Here is a 15,745-nt window from a genome sequence, read left to right as displayed (position 1 = left end):
GCCAAAACGGCCGTGTCTTAAAGGTTTTCCACATACACTTGTGCATTCTCAAAACGGACAACTTTGACCTTGTCCCCTTTCTCTATAAAGCCTGATTCGGAAATCCCGTCATAAAATACTCCGTCGACCGACACTTTCCCGGAAGGACGCAATACGGTTGCGGCTGTACCTTCTTTCCCGACTAACGAAGATAAATCAGGGGATGATATCGCATTTTCCAAATCTGTATTTAGCGCGACTTTCCGGAACATTCCCCGGTGTCCGATTTTATTAGACAGCCAGATCATCAGGCTGAAGCCTGTCACTAATCCGACCAGGACTGTCAATGTCGCTTTCCCGATCTCTTTTCCGCTGACTCCTTCGAAATCGAAATGATCGTTGTTCAGTAAGCCCATGACTAGGCCGCCGATAATCAATATGATACCGCTAATTCCGGCAACCCCGAATCCCGGAATGATGAAGATTTCCACTGCGAGCAATAGAATGCCGATGATAAAAACCAGAATCTCCCAGTTTGCCGCCAGCCCATCTATATAGAGTGGTGCAAAGTAGAGGATTGCCGCCAGCAGGGAGGCAGCAGAAGGGAAGCCCAGTCCTGGCGTTTGCATTTCAAAATAAATACCGCCGATGATAATAATGATCAAAATAGACTGAAAAATAGGATTCATCAAAAATCCTTTTAAATCGTCCTGCCAACTAGGGATATAACTTTTCATTTTGTAATCTTTATATCCCAAATATTGCGTGATTACTTCATCCGGATTTTCTGCTATACCGTCGCAATATCCCCACTTTTGAGCCTCCTGTGCTGTGAAAGTAAGGACTTTTCCTGTGTCTATCAGATTTGGAATGGCAACCCGTTCGTCTACCATCGCTTCGGCTATCAACGGGTCTCGTTTCCATTTGTATAAGGTGTCGTTTTTTTGGACGATTGTATCTTGTCCATGCGCTTCGGCTGTCGAACGCATCATGGAACGCATATAGGATTGGTATTTGTCTGGCATTGCTTCCCCTGTTGGGTTCACGACGGTGGCTGCCCCGATATTTGCACCTTTCCGCATATAAATTTTTTTACATGCGATGGAAATGAGCGCCCCAGCAGAAGCCGCATTGTTGTCGATGAAGACATAGACAGGGATGGGGTTGTACAAAATAGCCGTACGCATCGAGTCTGCAGCATCTACCTGGCCGCCGTATGTGTTCATATGGATCAGGACGGCGTCTGCACCCAAAGCGTAGGCTTCCGCTAAACCATTGCTAAGATACAGGCGTGTGGTGTTGCTTATCTCTTTTTTTATATCGATTTTATATATTAGCGGGTGCAAGGTGTCTGCCGCTGATATAAATGGAGCTATCAGAACCAATATGATAGCTAAAAAAAGTCCTAAATTTTTCTTCATTTTATATTATTCTCCATCTCTTTTACATGTTGTACGAATTTGTAACATACATGTTGTGAATTTTGTATTTTAGTTGTTGCAAAACTTGTAAATACTGCTCATTTTCAATACTGTTTGTTATAAATGTATTAAGTTACGATTTTTAATATTAATAATCATCAAACCGCATTGTATTTAAAATATTATTCCTACATTTGTAATGTCCTTCAATGGTGAAGGATAATGCCAAACCGGTATTAAACATATAAAAAAATAAGTAATATGAATGCGTTGCAATTTCAGAAAAAATTATTGAGCATGCAAGAAAACATGATGAATTTTGCATTAATGCTCACCGCAAATCGGGATGACGCCCAGGATTTGATGCAAGACACAACGCTGAAAGTTTTGGACAATCAGGAAAAGTTTGTAGATAATATTAATTTCAAAGGAAGGGTCTTAACTGTGATGCGTAATATCTTCATAAATAACTACCATAAAATCGTTCGTACACAGACTGTCGTTGACCAGGGTGTCGACCTGTATAATCTGGATGTAGTGAATGACTCAGGTTTTGATTCTCCTGACGGTGCTTATCAAATCAAAGAGATAACAAAAGCGATAAACAGCCTGAACGATGAGTTGAAAATCCCGTTCTCCATGTTTTTGAGTGGTTACAAGTATAATGAAATTGCAGAGAAGCTATGTGTACCTCTGGGAACGGTTAAAAGCCGTATCTTCTTCGCTCGTCAGGAATTGCAGAAAGTCTTGAAAGATTTTCATCGAAGTTGAGGTGAAGTTTAAAATAAATATGTGAAAAAATAAACGGGAGTATCCAAGGGGTGCTCCCGTTTATTTTTATTACTTTTGGCTCAAAATTTTAAACGGAAATGAGAAGTTTTGCAAGTGATAACAATTCGGGTGTTCATCCTTTGGTGATGGATGCCGTGATAAAGGCGAACGATAACCATGCTGTAGGATATGGTGACGATCCCTGGACAGCAGCAGCTACTGCGAAAATTAAAGAAGTGTTTGGCGAAATGGCATCGCCTTTTTTTGTTTTTAACGGAACAGGGGCGAATACTGTAGCTTTGCAGGCTGTGACACGTCCGTTCAATAGTATTTTGTGCGCTGAAACAGCTCATATCAATGTGGACGAGTGTGGTGCTCCTGCCCGTATGACTGGTTGTGCTATCGTGACGATTCCGGCTCCGGACGGAAAACTGACGCCGGAATTGATCAAACCTCGTCTGCATAATTTCGGTGTCTGCCATCATTCGCAACCGAAAGCTGTTTATATTTCACAGGTTTCCGAGTTGGGGACGATTTATACGATCGAGGAGGTCAAAGCGATTGCTGATCTGTTGCATTCTTATAACATGTATCTGCATATGGACGGTGCACGTTTGGCGAATGCCTGTGCTTATCTGAATTGTTCGATGCGGGAGGTGACCGTCGATGCCGGGGTGGATATCCTGAGTTTCGGGGGAACTAAGAATGGGATGATGATGGGAGAGGCTGTGGTTTCTTTCCGTCCTGAGATAACTGAGAATTTGCAGTATTTCAGAAAGCAATCTGCTCAATTGGCTTCCAAACTGCGTTATCTTTCCTGCCAGTTTATTCCTTATCTGGAAAATGACCTGTGGTTGGAAAACGCACGGAAAGCAAATAGTAGCGCTTATCGCTTGGCTGAAGCTTTGAAAAAATATCCGCAGATACGGTTTACCCAGAAAGTAGAATCCAACCAGCTTTTCTTTACCATTCCCACGGAACCGCTGAAGAAGTTGCAAGAAAAATATTTCTTCTATATGTGGAATGAGGAAATCAATGAAGCCCGATTTGTCACTTCGTGGGACACGACGGAAGAGGATATTGACGATATGATACGGACGTTGGACGTCGTGTTTGGTTGACGGCTACCCCTATGGGTTTCCTGATGAGGATTTATCTTGCCGGACTCATGGAAAGTTGTTACTTTTGTGGCCTAATCTATAAATCCGGCGATAAAATGAAACAGGCGGTTTGGTTGGCGGCGGCATTGATGATGTTGTTGCCATTGGGAAAAGTCTACTCGAAGGAGAGAAGCGAGCGCGAGAATAATACTTTGCGCATTATGAGTTATAACATCCGTAACGGTAGAGGAATGGACGATGTGACCGACTTTCGGCGTACGGCGGCAGTGATCAATAAAGTTTGTCCCGATGTCGTGGCAGTACAGGAGATCGACAGTGTGACAGGCCGTAGTGGAGGAAAAGACGTCTTGCAGGAAATTGCCGGCCTCACCCTGATGCATCATATGTATGCTCCGGCAATTGATTACGATGGAGGGAAATATGGTATCGGCATGTTGAGCAAGGAGAAGCCTCTTGGCTATCGTTATCTGCCCCTGCCTGGAAGGGAAGAAGCCCGTGCGCTGCTTGTCGTAGAATTTGAAAAGTATATTTATTGCTGTACGCACCTTTCGCTGACCGAGGAAGACCGGATGCTTTCCTTGCCGGTCATCAGACAGGTGGCGGCTTCGGCAAACAAGCCTTTCTTCATAGCCGGCGATATGAATGCGCATCCCGGTTCGGAGTTTATCCGGCAACTGCAGAACGATTTTGTGATCCTGACGGATACGAAGAAGCCGACTTTCCCGGCGAATAACCCCGACGAAACTATTGACTATATTGCGGCCTATGCGAAAGATACGACTGCCTTTACCCGCATCTCATCCCGTGTATGGGATGAGCCGGCCGCTTCCGACCACCGCCCGATCATCACGGATATTATCTTCAATCAGCCTGCGGGCAAGATATTCCGTACGGAGCCCTATCTGCAAAATCCTGTAGGAAATGGAATTACGGTCATGTGGCAGACTACCGTCCCGACTTATAGCTGGGTGGAATACGGAACCGATAAGGAACACCTGCAGAAGGCTCGTACGATCGTGGATGGGCAGGTGATCTGCAACGATCTGCAAAATAAAATCAGACTGGACGGACTGGAACCGGGAAAAACCTATTATTACCGGGTTTGTTCGCAGGAAATCATGCTCTATCATGCTTATAAGAAGGTGTTCGGCGAAACTGCCGTTTCCGATTTCCATACTTTTACCTTGCCTACTACGACGGACACCGATTTTACGGCCATTATATTCAACGACCTGCATAAACATTCCGAGACTTTGCAGGCACTGTATAAGCAGGTGAAGGATTTGAAATATGATTTTGTCGTTTTCAATGGTGACTGCATCGATGATCCGGCCAATCATGACGAGGCTACCTGTTTCCTCAGTGAGCTGAACGAAACGGTCGGAGCCGACCGGGTGCCTGTGTTCTATATCCGTGGCAACCATGAGATACGCAATGCCTATTCGATCGGCCTGCGCAGTCTTTTCGACTATGTGGGCGATAAAACCTACGGCGCTTTCAACTGGGGCGATACGCGTATCGTCATGCTGGATTGCGGTGAAGACAAACCGGATACGCATTGGGTCTATTATGGGCTGAATGATTTTTCAGACCTGCGTAAGGCACAGGTGGGTTTCCTCAAGGAAGAGTTGGCGTCCAGAGCCTTCAAGAAAGCCTCTAAGCGGGTGCTGATCCATCATGTTCCCATCTTTGGGAAAGGAGAGGACTATGATTCGTATAATCCTTGCCGGGACGAGTGGGGAGCGATCCTTGAGAAAGCACCGTTCGCTGTCAGTATCAATGCGCATACTCATCGTTTCGCTTATATCCCTGAAGGTGCTGACGGAAACAACTATCCTGTCGTAGTGGGTGGCGGTTACCGGATGGATGGAGCTACGGTGATGATTTTGCAGAAGAAAGGGAAGGAGATGACTCTTCGTGTGCTGAATGCTAAAGGAGAAACATTAAAAGAACTGAATTTATAATAGACGAATAGTAAAGATATGAAACTAAACCTGGAAGAGCAGGAAGAAACGATTGAACCGGTCGAAAAGACCGATCTGATTTATGGTATAGACGACCGTCCCCCTTTTAAGGAAGCCCTGTTTGCCGCTTTACAACATTTGCTGGCGATCTTTGTGGCGATCATTACGCCCCCGTTGATTATTGCCGGAGCCTTGAAGCTGGATCTCGAAACAACCGGTTTTCTGGTTTCGATGGCACTCTTTGCATCTGGCGTCTCGACATTCATACAGTGTCGCCGGATTGGTCCGGTAGGGGCGAAGTTGCTTTGTATCCAAGGAACGAGTTTTTCTTTCATCGGTCCGATCATAACGGCCGGACTGGCAGGAGGATTGCCCCTTATATTCGGGGCGTGTATTGCGGCAGCCCCGATCGAGATGGTAATCAGCCGGACATTCAAGTATATGCGTTCTATCATAACTCCACTGGTATCGGGCATCGTGGTGCTGCTGATCGGACTTAGCTTGATCAAGGTTGGAGTCGTTTCATGTGGCGGCGGCTATGGTGCGATGGATAACGGGACGTTCGGGAGCATCCGGAATATAGGGGTGGCGGCGACAGTGTTGCTGAGTGTCCTGTTCTTTAACCGTTGCAAGAACAAGTATCTTCGTATGAGTTCGATCGTATTGGGGTTGTGCATCGGTTATGCGCTGGCCTATTTTCTCGGCATGGTCGATATGGCGGCGGCTTCTTCGCAAAGCCTGATGGGATTCAATATCCCGATGCCTTTCAAATATGGGTTGGATCTGAATTTCTCCGCCTTTGTCGCTATCGGCCTGGTGTATCTGATTACGGCGATCGAAGCTACCGGCGATGTGACGGCCAACTCGATGATCTCAGGAAAGTCAATAGAAGGAGAGGACTATCTGAAGCGTGTTTCGGGCGGCGTGCTGGCGGATGGGGTGAACTCCTTTATTGCTGGGATTTTCAATTCTTTCCCCAATTCGATCTTTGCGCAGAATAACGGTATTATCCAGCTGACGGGAGTTGCCAGCCGGAATGTCGGATATTATATCGCCGGTATGTTGGTGCTGTTAGGGCTGTTCCCTGTTGTCGGTGTTGTCTTTTCCTTGATGCCTGACCCGGTGTTGGGTGGGGCGACCTTATTGATGTTCGGTACGGTTGCGGCTGCCGGCATACGGATTATCGCTTCGCAGGAAATCAATCGGAAGGCTACTTTGGTTTTGGCGGTCAGCCTCTCGCTTGGCTTGGGAGTGGAGCTGATGCCGGATATCCTGAATACGGCGCCGGAAGCTGTAAAGGGTATTTTTTCGTCCGGGATCACAACCGGTGGACTTGCCGCTATTTTTGCAAATGTATTGATACGAGTCAAAGAAGATAAAACAGAATAAAAATGGAATTACTAAAACAACGTATTCTGCAGGATGGCAGATGTTTTCCGGGAGGGATTTTAAAGGTTGACAGCTTTATTAACCATCAGATGGATCCCATGTTGCTTTATAAGGTGGCAGAAGAATTTATTTATCGTTTCCGAGATGCGGATATCAATAAGATCGTGACGATAGAAGCAAGTGGTATCGCTCCGGCGATTATGGTGGGATACATCATGCATCTGCCTGTCGTTTTTATCAAGAAAAAACAACCGAAGACGATGGAGAATATGTTGTCTACCGTTGTCCATTCGTTTACGAAAGACCGCGATTACACGGTGTGTATCAGTAACAACTTTCTGACTGCCGATGACCGTATCCTCTTTATTGACGACTTTCTGGCATATGGCAATGCCGCAATGGGCGTGCTCGACCTGGTGAAACAGTCTGGCGCCAAGCTGGAAGGAATGGGCTTTATCATCGAAAAAGCTTTCCAGAAGGGACGCGATGTGCTGAACGAAGCGGACGTGCGTGTAGAAAGCCTTGCCATTATCGACAGCCTGGAAAACTGCACGATCACCATCCGCTAATGATTTAAGCCGTTGGGAGATTACGGCAGCGTGAAACGCATGCATGCCGTATTCTTCATGATCGGTAAACTCAGTATCTTTTCAGGAGGCAGTTTCTCCAGCTGCACGATGATGGCACGGTTGAAGCCTCCATGCCCGATCGCCAGGATCCGCTTTCCCGGAAACTCCTTTTTCAGGAAGTCGACAAAATCTCCCGCTCTTTTGTATAGGGCTTCTATAGTCTCCACGCTTTCCGGCAGTGTCGTAAAATCCATCTCATCCGCTACTTTCCCGGTATATATGCCCCAATCCATTTCGCGAAGAAGAGGAGTCGCCACCGGCTGCAATCCTTTCTGCCGGGCGACGGCCATTGCTGTGTCGTAGCTACGTGCGAGGTCGCTGCACACGATCACGTCCAGCTCCTCCTTGTCCAGCGTTTCTGCTAATGCTTTGGCCTGCTGCTTGCCCAGTTCCGACAGATGGCCGGGGAGCTGGCCTTGCATAATATGCAATTTGTTTTCTTCCGTCTCGCCGTGGCGGCTCAGGATCAATTCTATCTGACTCATATCCGTTTTTTTATTTAGTGGTAAAGGTAAATAAAAAAAAGAGAACCAATTGCTTGATTCTCTTTTTACTGGTTGCGGAGGCAAGACTCGAACTTACGACCTTTGGGTTATGAGCCCAACGAGCTACCACTGCTCCACTCCGCGATATAGTTGCGATCATTCCCGATTGCGAGTGCAAAGGTACAAAAATATTCTTACAATCCAAATTTATTTACAAATAGTTTGTGAAATATTCTTGTACCCCGGTTCTCCGGCCTTAAGAAACAGCATTTTGATAGCTTATAAATCTTCTATCGAATCATGATTTTCTGTTTCGTATAGCCTCAGTTTGCTTTTCAACCGATTCACCTCCTGTTGCAGAGATTCTACCCGGCCCAGCAAATGATGGATGGCGTCGATCCCCTCTATGTTGATAGACAAGTCGTAATACATACGAGTATATCGTTCTACGTCATACAATTGGGAGGCGGGAAGGTAGCTTTCCCCTTCTACCGTGTCTATCTCTATCAGGCCACCTTTTTGTAATAGGTAGAGAAACGATGGTTCGATATGGCATATCCGGCAATATTCACTGACTATGATTAAATCTGTTTGCATAACAATCTCGTTTTTTAATTAAGACTTTGTATTTCGCGGAACAATTCTTTTTGTTTGTCCGTCAGGTTGGTCGGGATGTCGATGGAGTAGGTCACTATCATATCGCCGAACTTTCCTTCTTCCTTATAAACAGGGAATCCTTTTCCTCTCAACCGTACCTTTGTGTTGTTTTGGGTTCCCGGTTTGACTTTGAGCTTGGCTTTACTGTCCATTGTCTCGACAATCTGTTCGCCGCCGAGGATTGCCGTATATAGGTTTAAAGGAACAGTGACGTACAAGTCATCGCCCACTCGTTTGAACCGGCTGTCTTCCGGGATATGGAAGGTGATATACAAATCGCCTGCCGGCCCGCCATTTACACCCGGTCCGCCCTGTCCTCTCAGCTTGATGGTCTGTCCGTCGGCGATACCGGCCGGGATGGTGATACGCAGGTTTTTGCCGTTTACGGTGATGATCTGCTTGTGTGTCTTGGCAGCATCTGTCAAAGAGACCTGCAATTCTGTCGTGTAGTCTTGTCCGCGGAAACCGTGGCTGTGTCTGCCTCTGCCACCCATGCCGCCGAACATCTGTTCGAAGAAGTCGGAGAATTCGCTGCCGTCGCCGGAGCTGCTCCAGTAGGCTCCTCCGCCTTGCCCGTTTTGATATTGGCGATATTGCTGCTGTTGGGCTTCGAACTCGTCGGCGTGTTTCCAGTTTTCTCCATACTGGTCATATTTCTTCCGTTTCTCCGGGTCGCTGAGCACCTCATTGGCTTCATTTATTTCCTGAAATTTGCGGTGAGCGTCCGGATCATTCGGGTTCAAGTCGGGATGGTATTTCCGCGCAAGCTTTTTGTACGCCTTTTTGACGTCGTCCTGCGAAGCGCTTTTGTCTACTCCCAAAATTTTGTAATAATCTATATAGGCCATATTTATATATGTTATTAAGTCTGCTTCTTTTTCTGAATTTAATGCATATATAGAATAACAACAAATGTGCCAGAGAGTTCATGCCGGACTTAGCGCCTGTTTAAATTTTGTTCGACACTGTTTTGCTGTTTGTTTCCGAGGCTATTTATCTGTTTTCTTTATCGATGACAACACAAAGGTAGGGCCCCACGGCAGGCAGGAATACGCTTTCGGGAATATCGGCGAATATCGGTGAAGATAGGTGCAGAAATAGGTAGAATATAAATGCTATTATATTTTGAATATCAGCAATTATTGCTTATCTTTATAGGGCAATAAAACAATGGGATTATGATGCTGAATGAATTCGAAGTCAGGAGTTACGGGTGGCAGGAATTGGCGGTCCTTTACGGTCCGGATTTGATGCCGGCATCGGCTGGCAAACGGTTGTCCAAATGGGTGGGGGTCAATCCGGAGCTAAAGGCGGAGCTGCAGGGTAACGGTTGGAGGAAGGGGAAGAAGATGTTGACTCCCCTGCAGGTGAGGACGATCGTGCAATATCTGGGTGAACCTTGAAACAAGGGACTTCTGTGTGCGAAGTAAGGGACTTCGGCGTGTCAAACCACGAAGTTCGGGAGGTAAAAGACCGGACTTCCGGATGCGAAAGAAGGGATTTTTCTCGTACCAGTCGTATCTTTGCCTATGCCGGTTTAAAAAAAAGGTGCAAGGAAATACGGAAATAAGCCTATATATATTAATATATTTATTTTAAGATGTAGGATTACCACAAGTGACGGAAAACCTCTGTAAGGAGCTTGTAATGAATGGTTTATATTGTGCTATTGACTGCACCGTTTTTATTTGAGATGAAATGTCGGATGTAGAGCCTGTTGCTATTTCCTTCAATAACAGTCTTATAGCAGTCAATTTGACCGTTTCTCCCGGTTCCGGATCGAACGTTTGTTCACGGAAGTTCCATAGGAAAATAAACAGAGGTTTTTTTATGGGACTAATAAATTGGGGGAGGAGCTGAAAAAGAAAAACCTTCGATCCTGAAGAACCGAAGGTTTACTGAGTTGCGGAGGCAAGACTCGAACTTACGACCTTTGGGTTATGAGCCCAACGAGCTACCACTGCTCCACTCCGCGATGTAGTTGTAATCATTTCTGATTTCGAGTGCAAAGGTACGACTTATTTTTGATAAAACAAATTTTCCGGCAGTTTTCTTCATCTTAGGGTTAAAAGATATAGTTTGGAATAACTATCCGGAAATCAGTTCCGCTCTTTTAGAGAACGATTGGTTCATATCTCTATTATAAAGGTTTGTTTGGATAAAATGTAAGTATGTTTTTGGTAGTTATTATTTTTTCCGGTACTTTTGCGCACAGTTTTAATCAAAATGTGCAATACAAATGCCGATGACAGTTTCTAAGACACGTGAGATGTTGGTGGATGTGGCCAGACAATTGTTTGCCCGCATGGGGGTGGATAATACGACAATGAACGATATTGCACAGGCATCCAAAAAGGGAAGGCGGACGCTTTACACATACTTTAAAAGTAAAAACGAGATTTATCTGGCAGTAGTCGAGTCCGAGTTGGACCAACTGTACAAGATGCTGCAGGATGTAGCAGCGAAAGACTTGCCGGCGGACGAAAAGTTGATGACATTTCTTTATGCAAGATTGGATGCAATCAAGGCGCTGGTGTTCCGTAACGGGACATTGAAAGCTAATTTTTTTCGTGACATTTGGCGGGTGGAGAAGATCAGGAAAAACTTCGATATCCGTGAGACGGAATTGATACAGGGAATTCTGGAAGCTGGAGTGAAGGAAGGAATTTTCGCGATGCCCGATACCGAGATTACGGCGGTCGTTCTTCATCATGCCCTGAAGGGGTTGGAAGTTCCGTATATACGTGGAATCATGGGGGATAATATCAGCCAGCGGATTAAACGGAGAGATAATGTAATGAATTTGATATTCAATGGTATAAAGATAAAGTAACACAATACTGAGGAATGTTTATTAATGCAACAGGGTTTTATGTACCTGAAGAACGGGTAGATAACCAACATTTTTTAGAGTTAAACGGGCTAACCAGCGAGTGGATTGAACAGCGCACCGGGATTCGTTCCCGGTCTAAGGCAAAAGCCGAGGAAAATATTAATACGATGAGTATGGAGGCTGTTCGTAACGCCCTGCCTAAATTGCCGTATGATATTACGGATGTAGATTTGATTGTTTCCGCCTCTTATTCTCCGTACGATACGGTAGCGACTGCGGCTCATCTTGCCCAGCATGAATTCCATATTGAAAATGCGAAAGCGCTCTATCTTTCTTCCGCCTGCTCCTCATTCCTGAATGCGTTGGAAGTTGTGGAAGGGTATTTTGCTATGGGAAAAGCAACAAAAGCGTTGATCCTTTCCGCCGACAAGAATTCGGCCTACTATAATGAGACGAATCCGAAAGCCGGCCACCTTTGGGGCGATGCGGCTGCGGCCTTCTTCATCTCGAAGGAACGCGTTTCGGAAAAGGATTCCGAGATCGTGGAAGTATACACACAAGGACTTGGTTATCTGGGCAAGGCTCCGGATGCGGTTCATCTTCGTCCGTGCGACGGGGGAATCATGATGCCGGAAGGACGCGACGTCTTTATCCAAGCTTGTACCTATATGCCGAAGAACGTGCTCTATCTCTTGGAAAAGAATGGCTATACGTTGGACAACCTGACATATTTCATCGGCCATCAAGCCAATATGCGTATCATGTCCAATATTGCCAAACAGCTCAATCTGCCGGAAGAGAAATTCCTGCATAATATTGAAGAATTGGGAAATACCGGTTCGGTAAGCTCAGCATTGGTATATGCCCAAAATGATCATAGTTTCAAGAAAGGCGACCTGGTTGCCATTACCGTGTTCGGCGGTGGCTATTCTACGGGGGCTTGCTTGATTAAGTGTTGAATTTAAAACGGAATTAATATGAAATTATTAGAAGGTAAAGTGGCAATCGTTACGGGGGCCGCACGTGGTATTGGTAAGGCGATCGCATTGAAATTCGCCGCAGAGGGTGCAAATATCGCATTCACGGATTTGGTGATCGACGAAAACGGTCTGGCCACCCAGAAGGAAATCGAAGCATTGGGTGTTAAAGCAAAAGGCTATGCTTCCAATGCGGCCAATTTCGAAGAAACACACAATGTCGTTGCTGAAATCGTAAAAGATTTCGGTCGTGTGGATATCCTCGTAAACAATGCTGGTATCACGAAAGACGGTCTGATGATGCGTATGAGTGAAGGTCAGTGGGATGCCGTCATCGGTGTCAACCTGAAATCGGCTTTCAACTTTATCCACGCTTGTACTCCGGTGATGATGAAACAGCGTTCGGGCAGTATCATCAATATGGCTTCTGTGGTTGGTGTACATGGTAATGCAGGTCAGAGTAACTATTCGGCATCCAAAGCCGGTATGATCGGCCTGGCTAAGTCTATCGCGCAGGAACTGGGTTCACGCGGTATCCGTGCCAATGCAATCGCCCCGGGCTTCATTATTACTGATATGACAGCCGGTCTGCCGGAAGAAGTCAAGGCCGAATGGGCAAAGAAGATTCCTTTGCGCCGTGGCGGTACGCCTGAAGATGTGGCCAACATCGCTACATTCCTGGCTTCCGATATGTCTTCTTATGTATCAGGACAGGTGATCCAGGTTGATGGCGGTATGAATATGTAAAGAGATTTATGATTTATAATTTATGATTTATGTAGGTGACGTTTGTTTTGCAAAATCATAAATCCATAAATCATAAATCATAAATTTGAACTCATGGAGGTTATTTACGAAGACAATCATATCATTGCGGTAAATAAGACTTGCCGCGAGATTGTACAAGGAGATAAAACCGGTGATACTCCTCTTTCGGACATGCTGAAGGCATGGCTGAAAGAGAAGTATTGTAAACCCGGAAATGTCTTTGTCGGCGTTACGCATCGTCTGGACCGTCCGGTCAGTGGCGTCGTGTTATTTGCCAAGACGAGCAAGGCGCTCGCCCGTCTGAACGAGATGTTCCGGGTCGGCGAAGTAAAGAAGACCTATTGGGCGATCGTGAAGAACTGTCCGCCGGCAGAAGAGGGAGAGCTGGTGAACTGGCTGGTTCGCAACGAGAAGCAAAATAAGAGCTATGCTTATGACACGGAACGGACGAATGCCAAGAAAGCAGTCCTGCATTATAAAGTGATTGCCCGCTCGGACAACTATTATCTGTTGGCTATAGACCTGAAGACAGGCCGTCATCACCAAATCCGTTGCCAGCTTGCCAAGATGGGATGCCCAATCAAAGGCGACTTGAAATATGGTTTTCCCCGCTCCAATCCGGACGGCGGCATCAGCCTGCATTCCCGCAGTGCCGAATTCATCCATCCCGTATCGAAACAGCCGGTCAGCATTGTCGCTCCTGTGCCTGCTGATTCTCTTTGGAAAGCGATGGAGCAGATGAAGAGGTGAAAGTTGTTTTGACTTTCAGCCGATTTATTAACCGGATGCGAAGCCTCTCTTTCATCTTTCACCTTTTAGCTGTTTTAGCTGTTCTTTTGATTTGCTTCGTGTCACGATATAAACCCCTAAGAATACTAATGCGATCGCGATACTTTTCATCAATCCGAACGTGTCCAGGCCGACTATGACCGTGATGATGGATGCGATGATCGGTTGGACATAATTGTACATGGTCGCAACCGTTGGGCGTAGAATCCGTTGGCCGATCGGGACGAGAAGGTAGGCGAAGAACGTTCCTCCCAATACGACAACCGCGATGTTCAGGTAGATATCCAGGGGCAGGGTGGCGAAGTCGATGCTTGCGACACTGTTGTAGGAGAAAGGGATCGTACAGATTGCCGAGTAGGTGAACATCCATTTCATCAGCGTCACGGGCGAGTACCGTCCGATCAATCCTTTGTAGACAACTACATAAATAGAAAAACTGCATTGTGCGATCAGGCAGAGGATATCTCCCCACACGTTATTGCTGCCGTTTCCTGTTACCGCCGCTTGCTGTCCGCTCAGAATAAGCGTCAGGGCACCTGCTGCCCCGACAAAGATACCGAGGATCTTCGTTCCCGTAATCGGTTCCTTCAGGTAAAAAGCAGCGATGATCATGGTGATGATGGGGGTGGAGGTGGCAACGATCGTTGCGTCTATGGGTGAAGTCTGCGACACGCCAAAGATATAAGTACCTTGGTTGAATACGATTCCGAAGAGGGCCGCGAAAAACAGGTGTTTCAGGTCTTCATGAGGGACGTGTTCCTTGCGGGTAAAGATCGATGCGATCCAGAATACTATTGCCGCACCCAACATCCGGAAAGTTGTTAGTGAGATTGCATTTATTAATCCGCTGGATAAGACAATCTTGGAAGAGGGAGACATGCATCCCCACAATACGTTTGCCATCAGCATAGCCAAATGTCCTTTGTAAGCTTCTGATTTCATGATAACCTGTTTGTTTTGGGGGTACAAAAGTAGAAAATCTGCCAAATCTGCCAAAAAAGGTCCGCCAGATTTTGTGTTTTGTTCGGTTTGTAGGCGACAGGATTTATGCAGACAGGCATCCGTTTTTGAGATGGATGCCTATGCAATTCGATCTCTTTCCTGGGAATATAGGATAGTTTCGCATAATAGTTTTATCTTTGTATGTAGTAGAAACAATAATGGTAAGATTCTTATGAAACCGACTCGTATTATCGAAATTTGTGCAAACTCCGCACAAAGCTGTGTGGAAGCAGAAGCCGGAGGTGCAAAACGTGTGGAACTTTGTGCCGGCATCCCGGAAGGGGGAACGACACCCAGCTACGGGGAGATCCGGATGGCGCAGGCACTCACTTCGTCTATTGATATAAATGTGATTATCCGTCCGCGTGGAGGCGACTTCCTCTATACGCCGGCAGAGATTCAGTCGATGTTGCTGGATATCGAACTGTGCAAGCAGTTGAAGGTGCACGGCGTAGTCTTTGGTTGCTTGACGAAAGACGGGGATATCGATGTCCCTTTGATGCGCCGGTTGATCGAGACGGCCAAACCGTTGTCTGTCACCTGTCATCGCGCCTTTGATGTTTGCCGCGATCCCTTTGCCGCATTGGAGCAGTTGATTGAGTTGGGCTGTGACCGTATCCTGACTTCCGGCCAGCAGTCCGATGCCGTGAAAGGGATTCCTCTCATTGCCGAACTGGTGAAACGTGCGGCAGGCCGCATCATCATCATGCCGGGGTGCGGAGTTCGGGAGAATAACATCGCCCGCATCGAAGCGGAAACCGGGGCGAAGGAGTTTCATACATCCGCTCGAAGCATCGTCTACAGCAAGATGGAATATCGGAACGAGAATGTCCCGATGGGCAGCAGCATCGTTTCCTCCGAGTTCGAGACGGTCGAAACGGACCGCAAGAAGGTGGCTTCTTACCTGTAAAAGAACCAATTTATGGCAAGGCTGCGAAAGCAACTTTGTTTTTGAAACGA

Annotated in this window: 16 protein-coding genes and 2 tRNA genes; 11 read left to right on the top strand and 7 right to left on the bottom strand. The window is 46.4% G+C overall.

Annotated features, from left to right (window positions below):
- Positions 1–17: 17 nt before the first annotated feature.
- Complete coding sequence (locus BHV83_RS07770; RefSeq protein WP_122205751.1) at positions 18–1,400, bottom strand: NfeD family protein; 1,383 nt, start codon at positions 1,398–1,400, stop codon at positions 18–20.
- Positions 1,401–1,661: 261 nt separating this feature from the next.
- Between BHV83_RS07770 and BHV83_RS07765 the strand changes: the two genes are divergently transcribed.
- From BHV83_RS07765 to xpt, 5 genes are all read left to right on the top strand, one after another.
- The gene (locus BHV83_RS07765; RefSeq protein WP_286757243.1) at positions 1,662–2,171 is read left to right on the top strand and encodes an RNA polymerase sigma factor; all 510 of its coding nucleotides are present in this window, start codon (positions 1,662–1,664) and stop codon (positions 2,169–2,171) included.
- A 98-nt stretch (positions 2,172–2,269) separates the two neighbouring features.
- A complete protein-coding gene (locus tag BHV83_RS07760; protein ID WP_005641139.1) occupies positions 2,270–3,292 on the top strand; it encodes a threonine aldolase family protein in 1,023 nt (340 codons plus the stop codon).
- Positions 3,293–3,387: 95 nt separating this feature from the next.
- Positions 3,388–5,256 (top strand): endonuclease/exonuclease/phosphatase family protein, encoded by a 1,869-nt coding sequence (locus BHV83_RS07755; RefSeq protein ID WP_502687958.1) that lies wholly within the window; start codon positions 3,388–3,390, stop codon positions 5,254–5,256.
- Between the two features lie 18 nt (positions 5,257–5,274).
- A complete protein-coding gene (locus BHV83_RS07750) occupies positions 5,275–6,645 on the top strand; it encodes a nucleobase:cation symporter-2 family protein (protein WP_286757240.1) in 1,371 nt (456 codons plus the stop codon).
- A 2-nt stretch (positions 6,646–6,647) separates the two neighbouring features.
- Positions 6,648–7,214 (top strand): xanthine phosphoribosyltransferase, encoded by a 567-nt coding sequence (gene xpt / locus BHV83_RS07745; RefSeq protein WP_005641135.1) that lies wholly within the window; start codon positions 6,648–6,650, stop codon positions 7,212–7,214.
- 20 nt (positions 7,215–7,234) lie between these two features.
- Here the strand turns inward: xpt and BHV83_RS07740 are convergent, their stop codons facing one another.
- The 4 genes from BHV83_RS07740 to BHV83_RS07725 form a co-directional block, all read right to left on the bottom strand.
- Positions 7,235–7,759: a histidine phosphatase family protein gene (locus BHV83_RS07740; protein ID WP_022322384.1), complete on the bottom strand. Its 525-nt coding sequence runs from the start codon at positions 7,757–7,759 to the stop codon at positions 7,235–7,237.
- A 69-nt stretch (positions 7,760–7,828) separates the two neighbouring features.
- Positions 7,829–7,903: transfer RNA gene (locus BHV83_RS07735), tRNA-Met, on the bottom strand.
- 135 nt (positions 7,904–8,038) lie between these two features.
- A complete protein-coding gene (locus BHV83_RS07730) occupies positions 8,039–8,356 on the bottom strand; it encodes a chaperone modulator CbpM (RefSeq protein WP_008150563.1) in 318 nt (105 codons plus the stop codon).
- A 14-nt stretch (positions 8,357–8,370) separates the two neighbouring features.
- Entirely contained in the window at positions 8,371–9,264 is an 894-nt protein-coding gene (locus tag BHV83_RS07725) for a DnaJ C-terminal domain-containing protein (protein ID WP_022322383.1), read from the bottom strand.
- Positions 9,265–9,594: 330 nt separating this feature from the next.
- Between BHV83_RS07725 and BHV83_RS07720 the strand changes: the two genes are divergently transcribed.
- Positions 9,595–9,819, top strand: coding sequence for a DUF4248 domain-containing protein (locus BHV83_RS07720; protein ID WP_005641125.1), 225 nt, complete (start codon positions 9,595–9,597; stop codon positions 9,817–9,819).
- 500 nt (positions 9,820–10,319) lie between these two features.
- On the opposite strand, the gene BHV83_RS07715 is transcribed toward BHV83_RS07720, so the two are convergent.
- Positions 10,320–10,391 (bottom strand) — tRNA-Met (locus tag BHV83_RS07715).
- 264 nt (positions 10,392–10,655) lie between these two features.
- On the opposite strand from BHV83_RS07715, the gene BHV83_RS07710 reads away from it, so the two are divergent.
- From BHV83_RS07710 to BHV83_RS07695, 4 genes are all read left to right on the top strand, one after another.
- Positions 10,656–11,249, top strand: coding sequence for a TetR/AcrR family transcriptional regulator (locus BHV83_RS07710; RefSeq protein ID WP_005641117.1), 594 nt, complete (start codon positions 10,656–10,658; stop codon positions 11,247–11,249).
- 14 nt (positions 11,250–11,263) lie between these two features.
- Positions 11,264–12,208: a 3-oxoacyl-ACP synthase III family protein gene (locus BHV83_RS07705; RefSeq protein ID WP_286757233.1), complete on the top strand. Its 945-nt coding sequence runs from the start codon at positions 11,264–11,266 to the stop codon at positions 12,206–12,208.
- Positions 12,209–12,226: 18 nt separating this feature from the next.
- On the top strand, positions 12,227–12,973 hold the full coding sequence (gene fabG, locus BHV83_RS07700; RefSeq protein WP_005647896.1) for a 3-oxoacyl-[acyl-carrier-protein] reductase: 747 nt from the start codon (positions 12,227–12,229) through the stop codon (positions 12,971–12,973).
- A gap of 93 nt (positions 12,974–13,066) precedes the next feature.
- Positions 13,067–13,744 carry an RluA family pseudouridine synthase gene (locus BHV83_RS07695; RefSeq protein ID WP_005641111.1) on the top strand — a complete coding sequence of 226 codons (678 nt, stop codon included), beginning with the start codon at positions 13,067–13,069 and terminating at the stop codon, positions 13,742–13,744.
- Between the two features lie 51 nt (positions 13,745–13,795).
- Here the strand turns inward: BHV83_RS07695 and BHV83_RS07690 are convergent, their stop codons facing one another.
- Complete coding sequence (locus BHV83_RS07690; protein ID WP_036658899.1) at positions 13,796–14,725, bottom strand: DMT family transporter; 930 nt, start codon at positions 14,723–14,725, stop codon at positions 13,796–13,798.
- 232 nt (positions 14,726–14,957) lie between these two features.
- Between BHV83_RS07690 and BHV83_RS07685 the strand changes: the two genes are divergently transcribed.
- Positions 14,958–15,695, top strand: coding sequence for a copper homeostasis protein CutC (locus BHV83_RS07685; RefSeq protein ID WP_286757228.1), 738 nt, complete (start codon positions 14,958–14,960; stop codon positions 15,693–15,695).
- Positions 15,696–15,745: the final 50 nt, after the last annotated feature.

It is taken from the genome of Parabacteroides sp. merdae-related_45_40, assembly GCF_001915675.1.
This window is presented reverse-complemented; position numbering and strand designations above follow the sequence as displayed.

Coding starts and splice junctions, on each gene's coding strand:
- BHV83_RS07770 (WP_122205751.1), bottom strand. CDS start 1,400: ATGAAGAAAAATTTAGGACTTTTTTTAGCTATCATATTGGTTCTGATA.
- BHV83_RS07765 (WP_286757243.1), top strand. CDS start 1,662: ATGAATGCGTTGCAATTTCAGAAAAAATTATTGAGCATGCAAGAAAAC.
- BHV83_RS07760 (WP_005641139.1), top strand. CDS start 2,270: ATGAGAAGTTTTGCAAGTGATAACAATTCGGGTGTTCATCCTTTGGTG.
- BHV83_RS07755 (WP_502687958.1), top strand. CDS start 3,388: ATGAAACAGGCGGTTTGGTTGGCGGCGGCATTGATGATGTTGTTGCCA.
- BHV83_RS07750 (WP_286757240.1), top strand. CDS start 5,275: ATGAAACTAAACCTGGAAGAGCAGGAAGAAACGATTGAACCGGTCGAA.
- xpt (WP_005641135.1), top strand. CDS start 6,648: ATGGAATTACTAAAACAACGTATTCTGCAGGATGGCAGATGTTTTCCG.
- BHV83_RS07740 (WP_022322384.1), bottom strand. CDS start 7,759: ATGAGTCAGATAGAATTGATCCTGAGCCGCCACGGCGAGACGGAAGAA.
- BHV83_RS07730 (WP_008150563.1), bottom strand. CDS start 8,356: ATGCAAACAGATTTAATCATAGTCAGTGAATATTGCCGGATATGCCAT.
- BHV83_RS07725 (WP_022322383.1), bottom strand. CDS start 9,264: ATGGCCTATATAGATTATTACAAAATTTTGGGAGTAGACAAAAGCGCT.
- BHV83_RS07720 (WP_005641125.1), top strand. CDS start 9,595: ATGATGCTGAATGAATTCGAAGTCAGGAGTTACGGGTGGCAGGAATTG.
- BHV83_RS07710 (WP_005641117.1), top strand. CDS start 10,656: ATGCCGATGACAGTTTCTAAGACACGTGAGATGTTGGTGGATGTGGCC.
- BHV83_RS07705 (WP_286757233.1), top strand. CDS start 11,264: ATGTTTATTAATGCAACAGGGTTTTATGTACCTGAAGAACGGGTAGAT.
- fabG (WP_005647896.1), top strand. CDS start 12,227: ATGAAATTATTAGAAGGTAAAGTGGCAATCGTTACGGGGGCCGCACGT.
- BHV83_RS07695 (WP_005641111.1), top strand. CDS start 13,067: ATGGAGGTTATTTACGAAGACAATCATATCATTGCGGTAAATAAGACT.
- BHV83_RS07690 (WP_036658899.1), bottom strand. CDS start 14,725: ATGAAATCAGAAGCTTACAAAGGACATTTGGCTATGCTGATGGCAAAC.
- BHV83_RS07685 (WP_286757228.1), top strand. CDS start 14,958: ATGAAACCGACTCGTATTATCGAAATTTGTGCAAACTCCGCACAAAGC.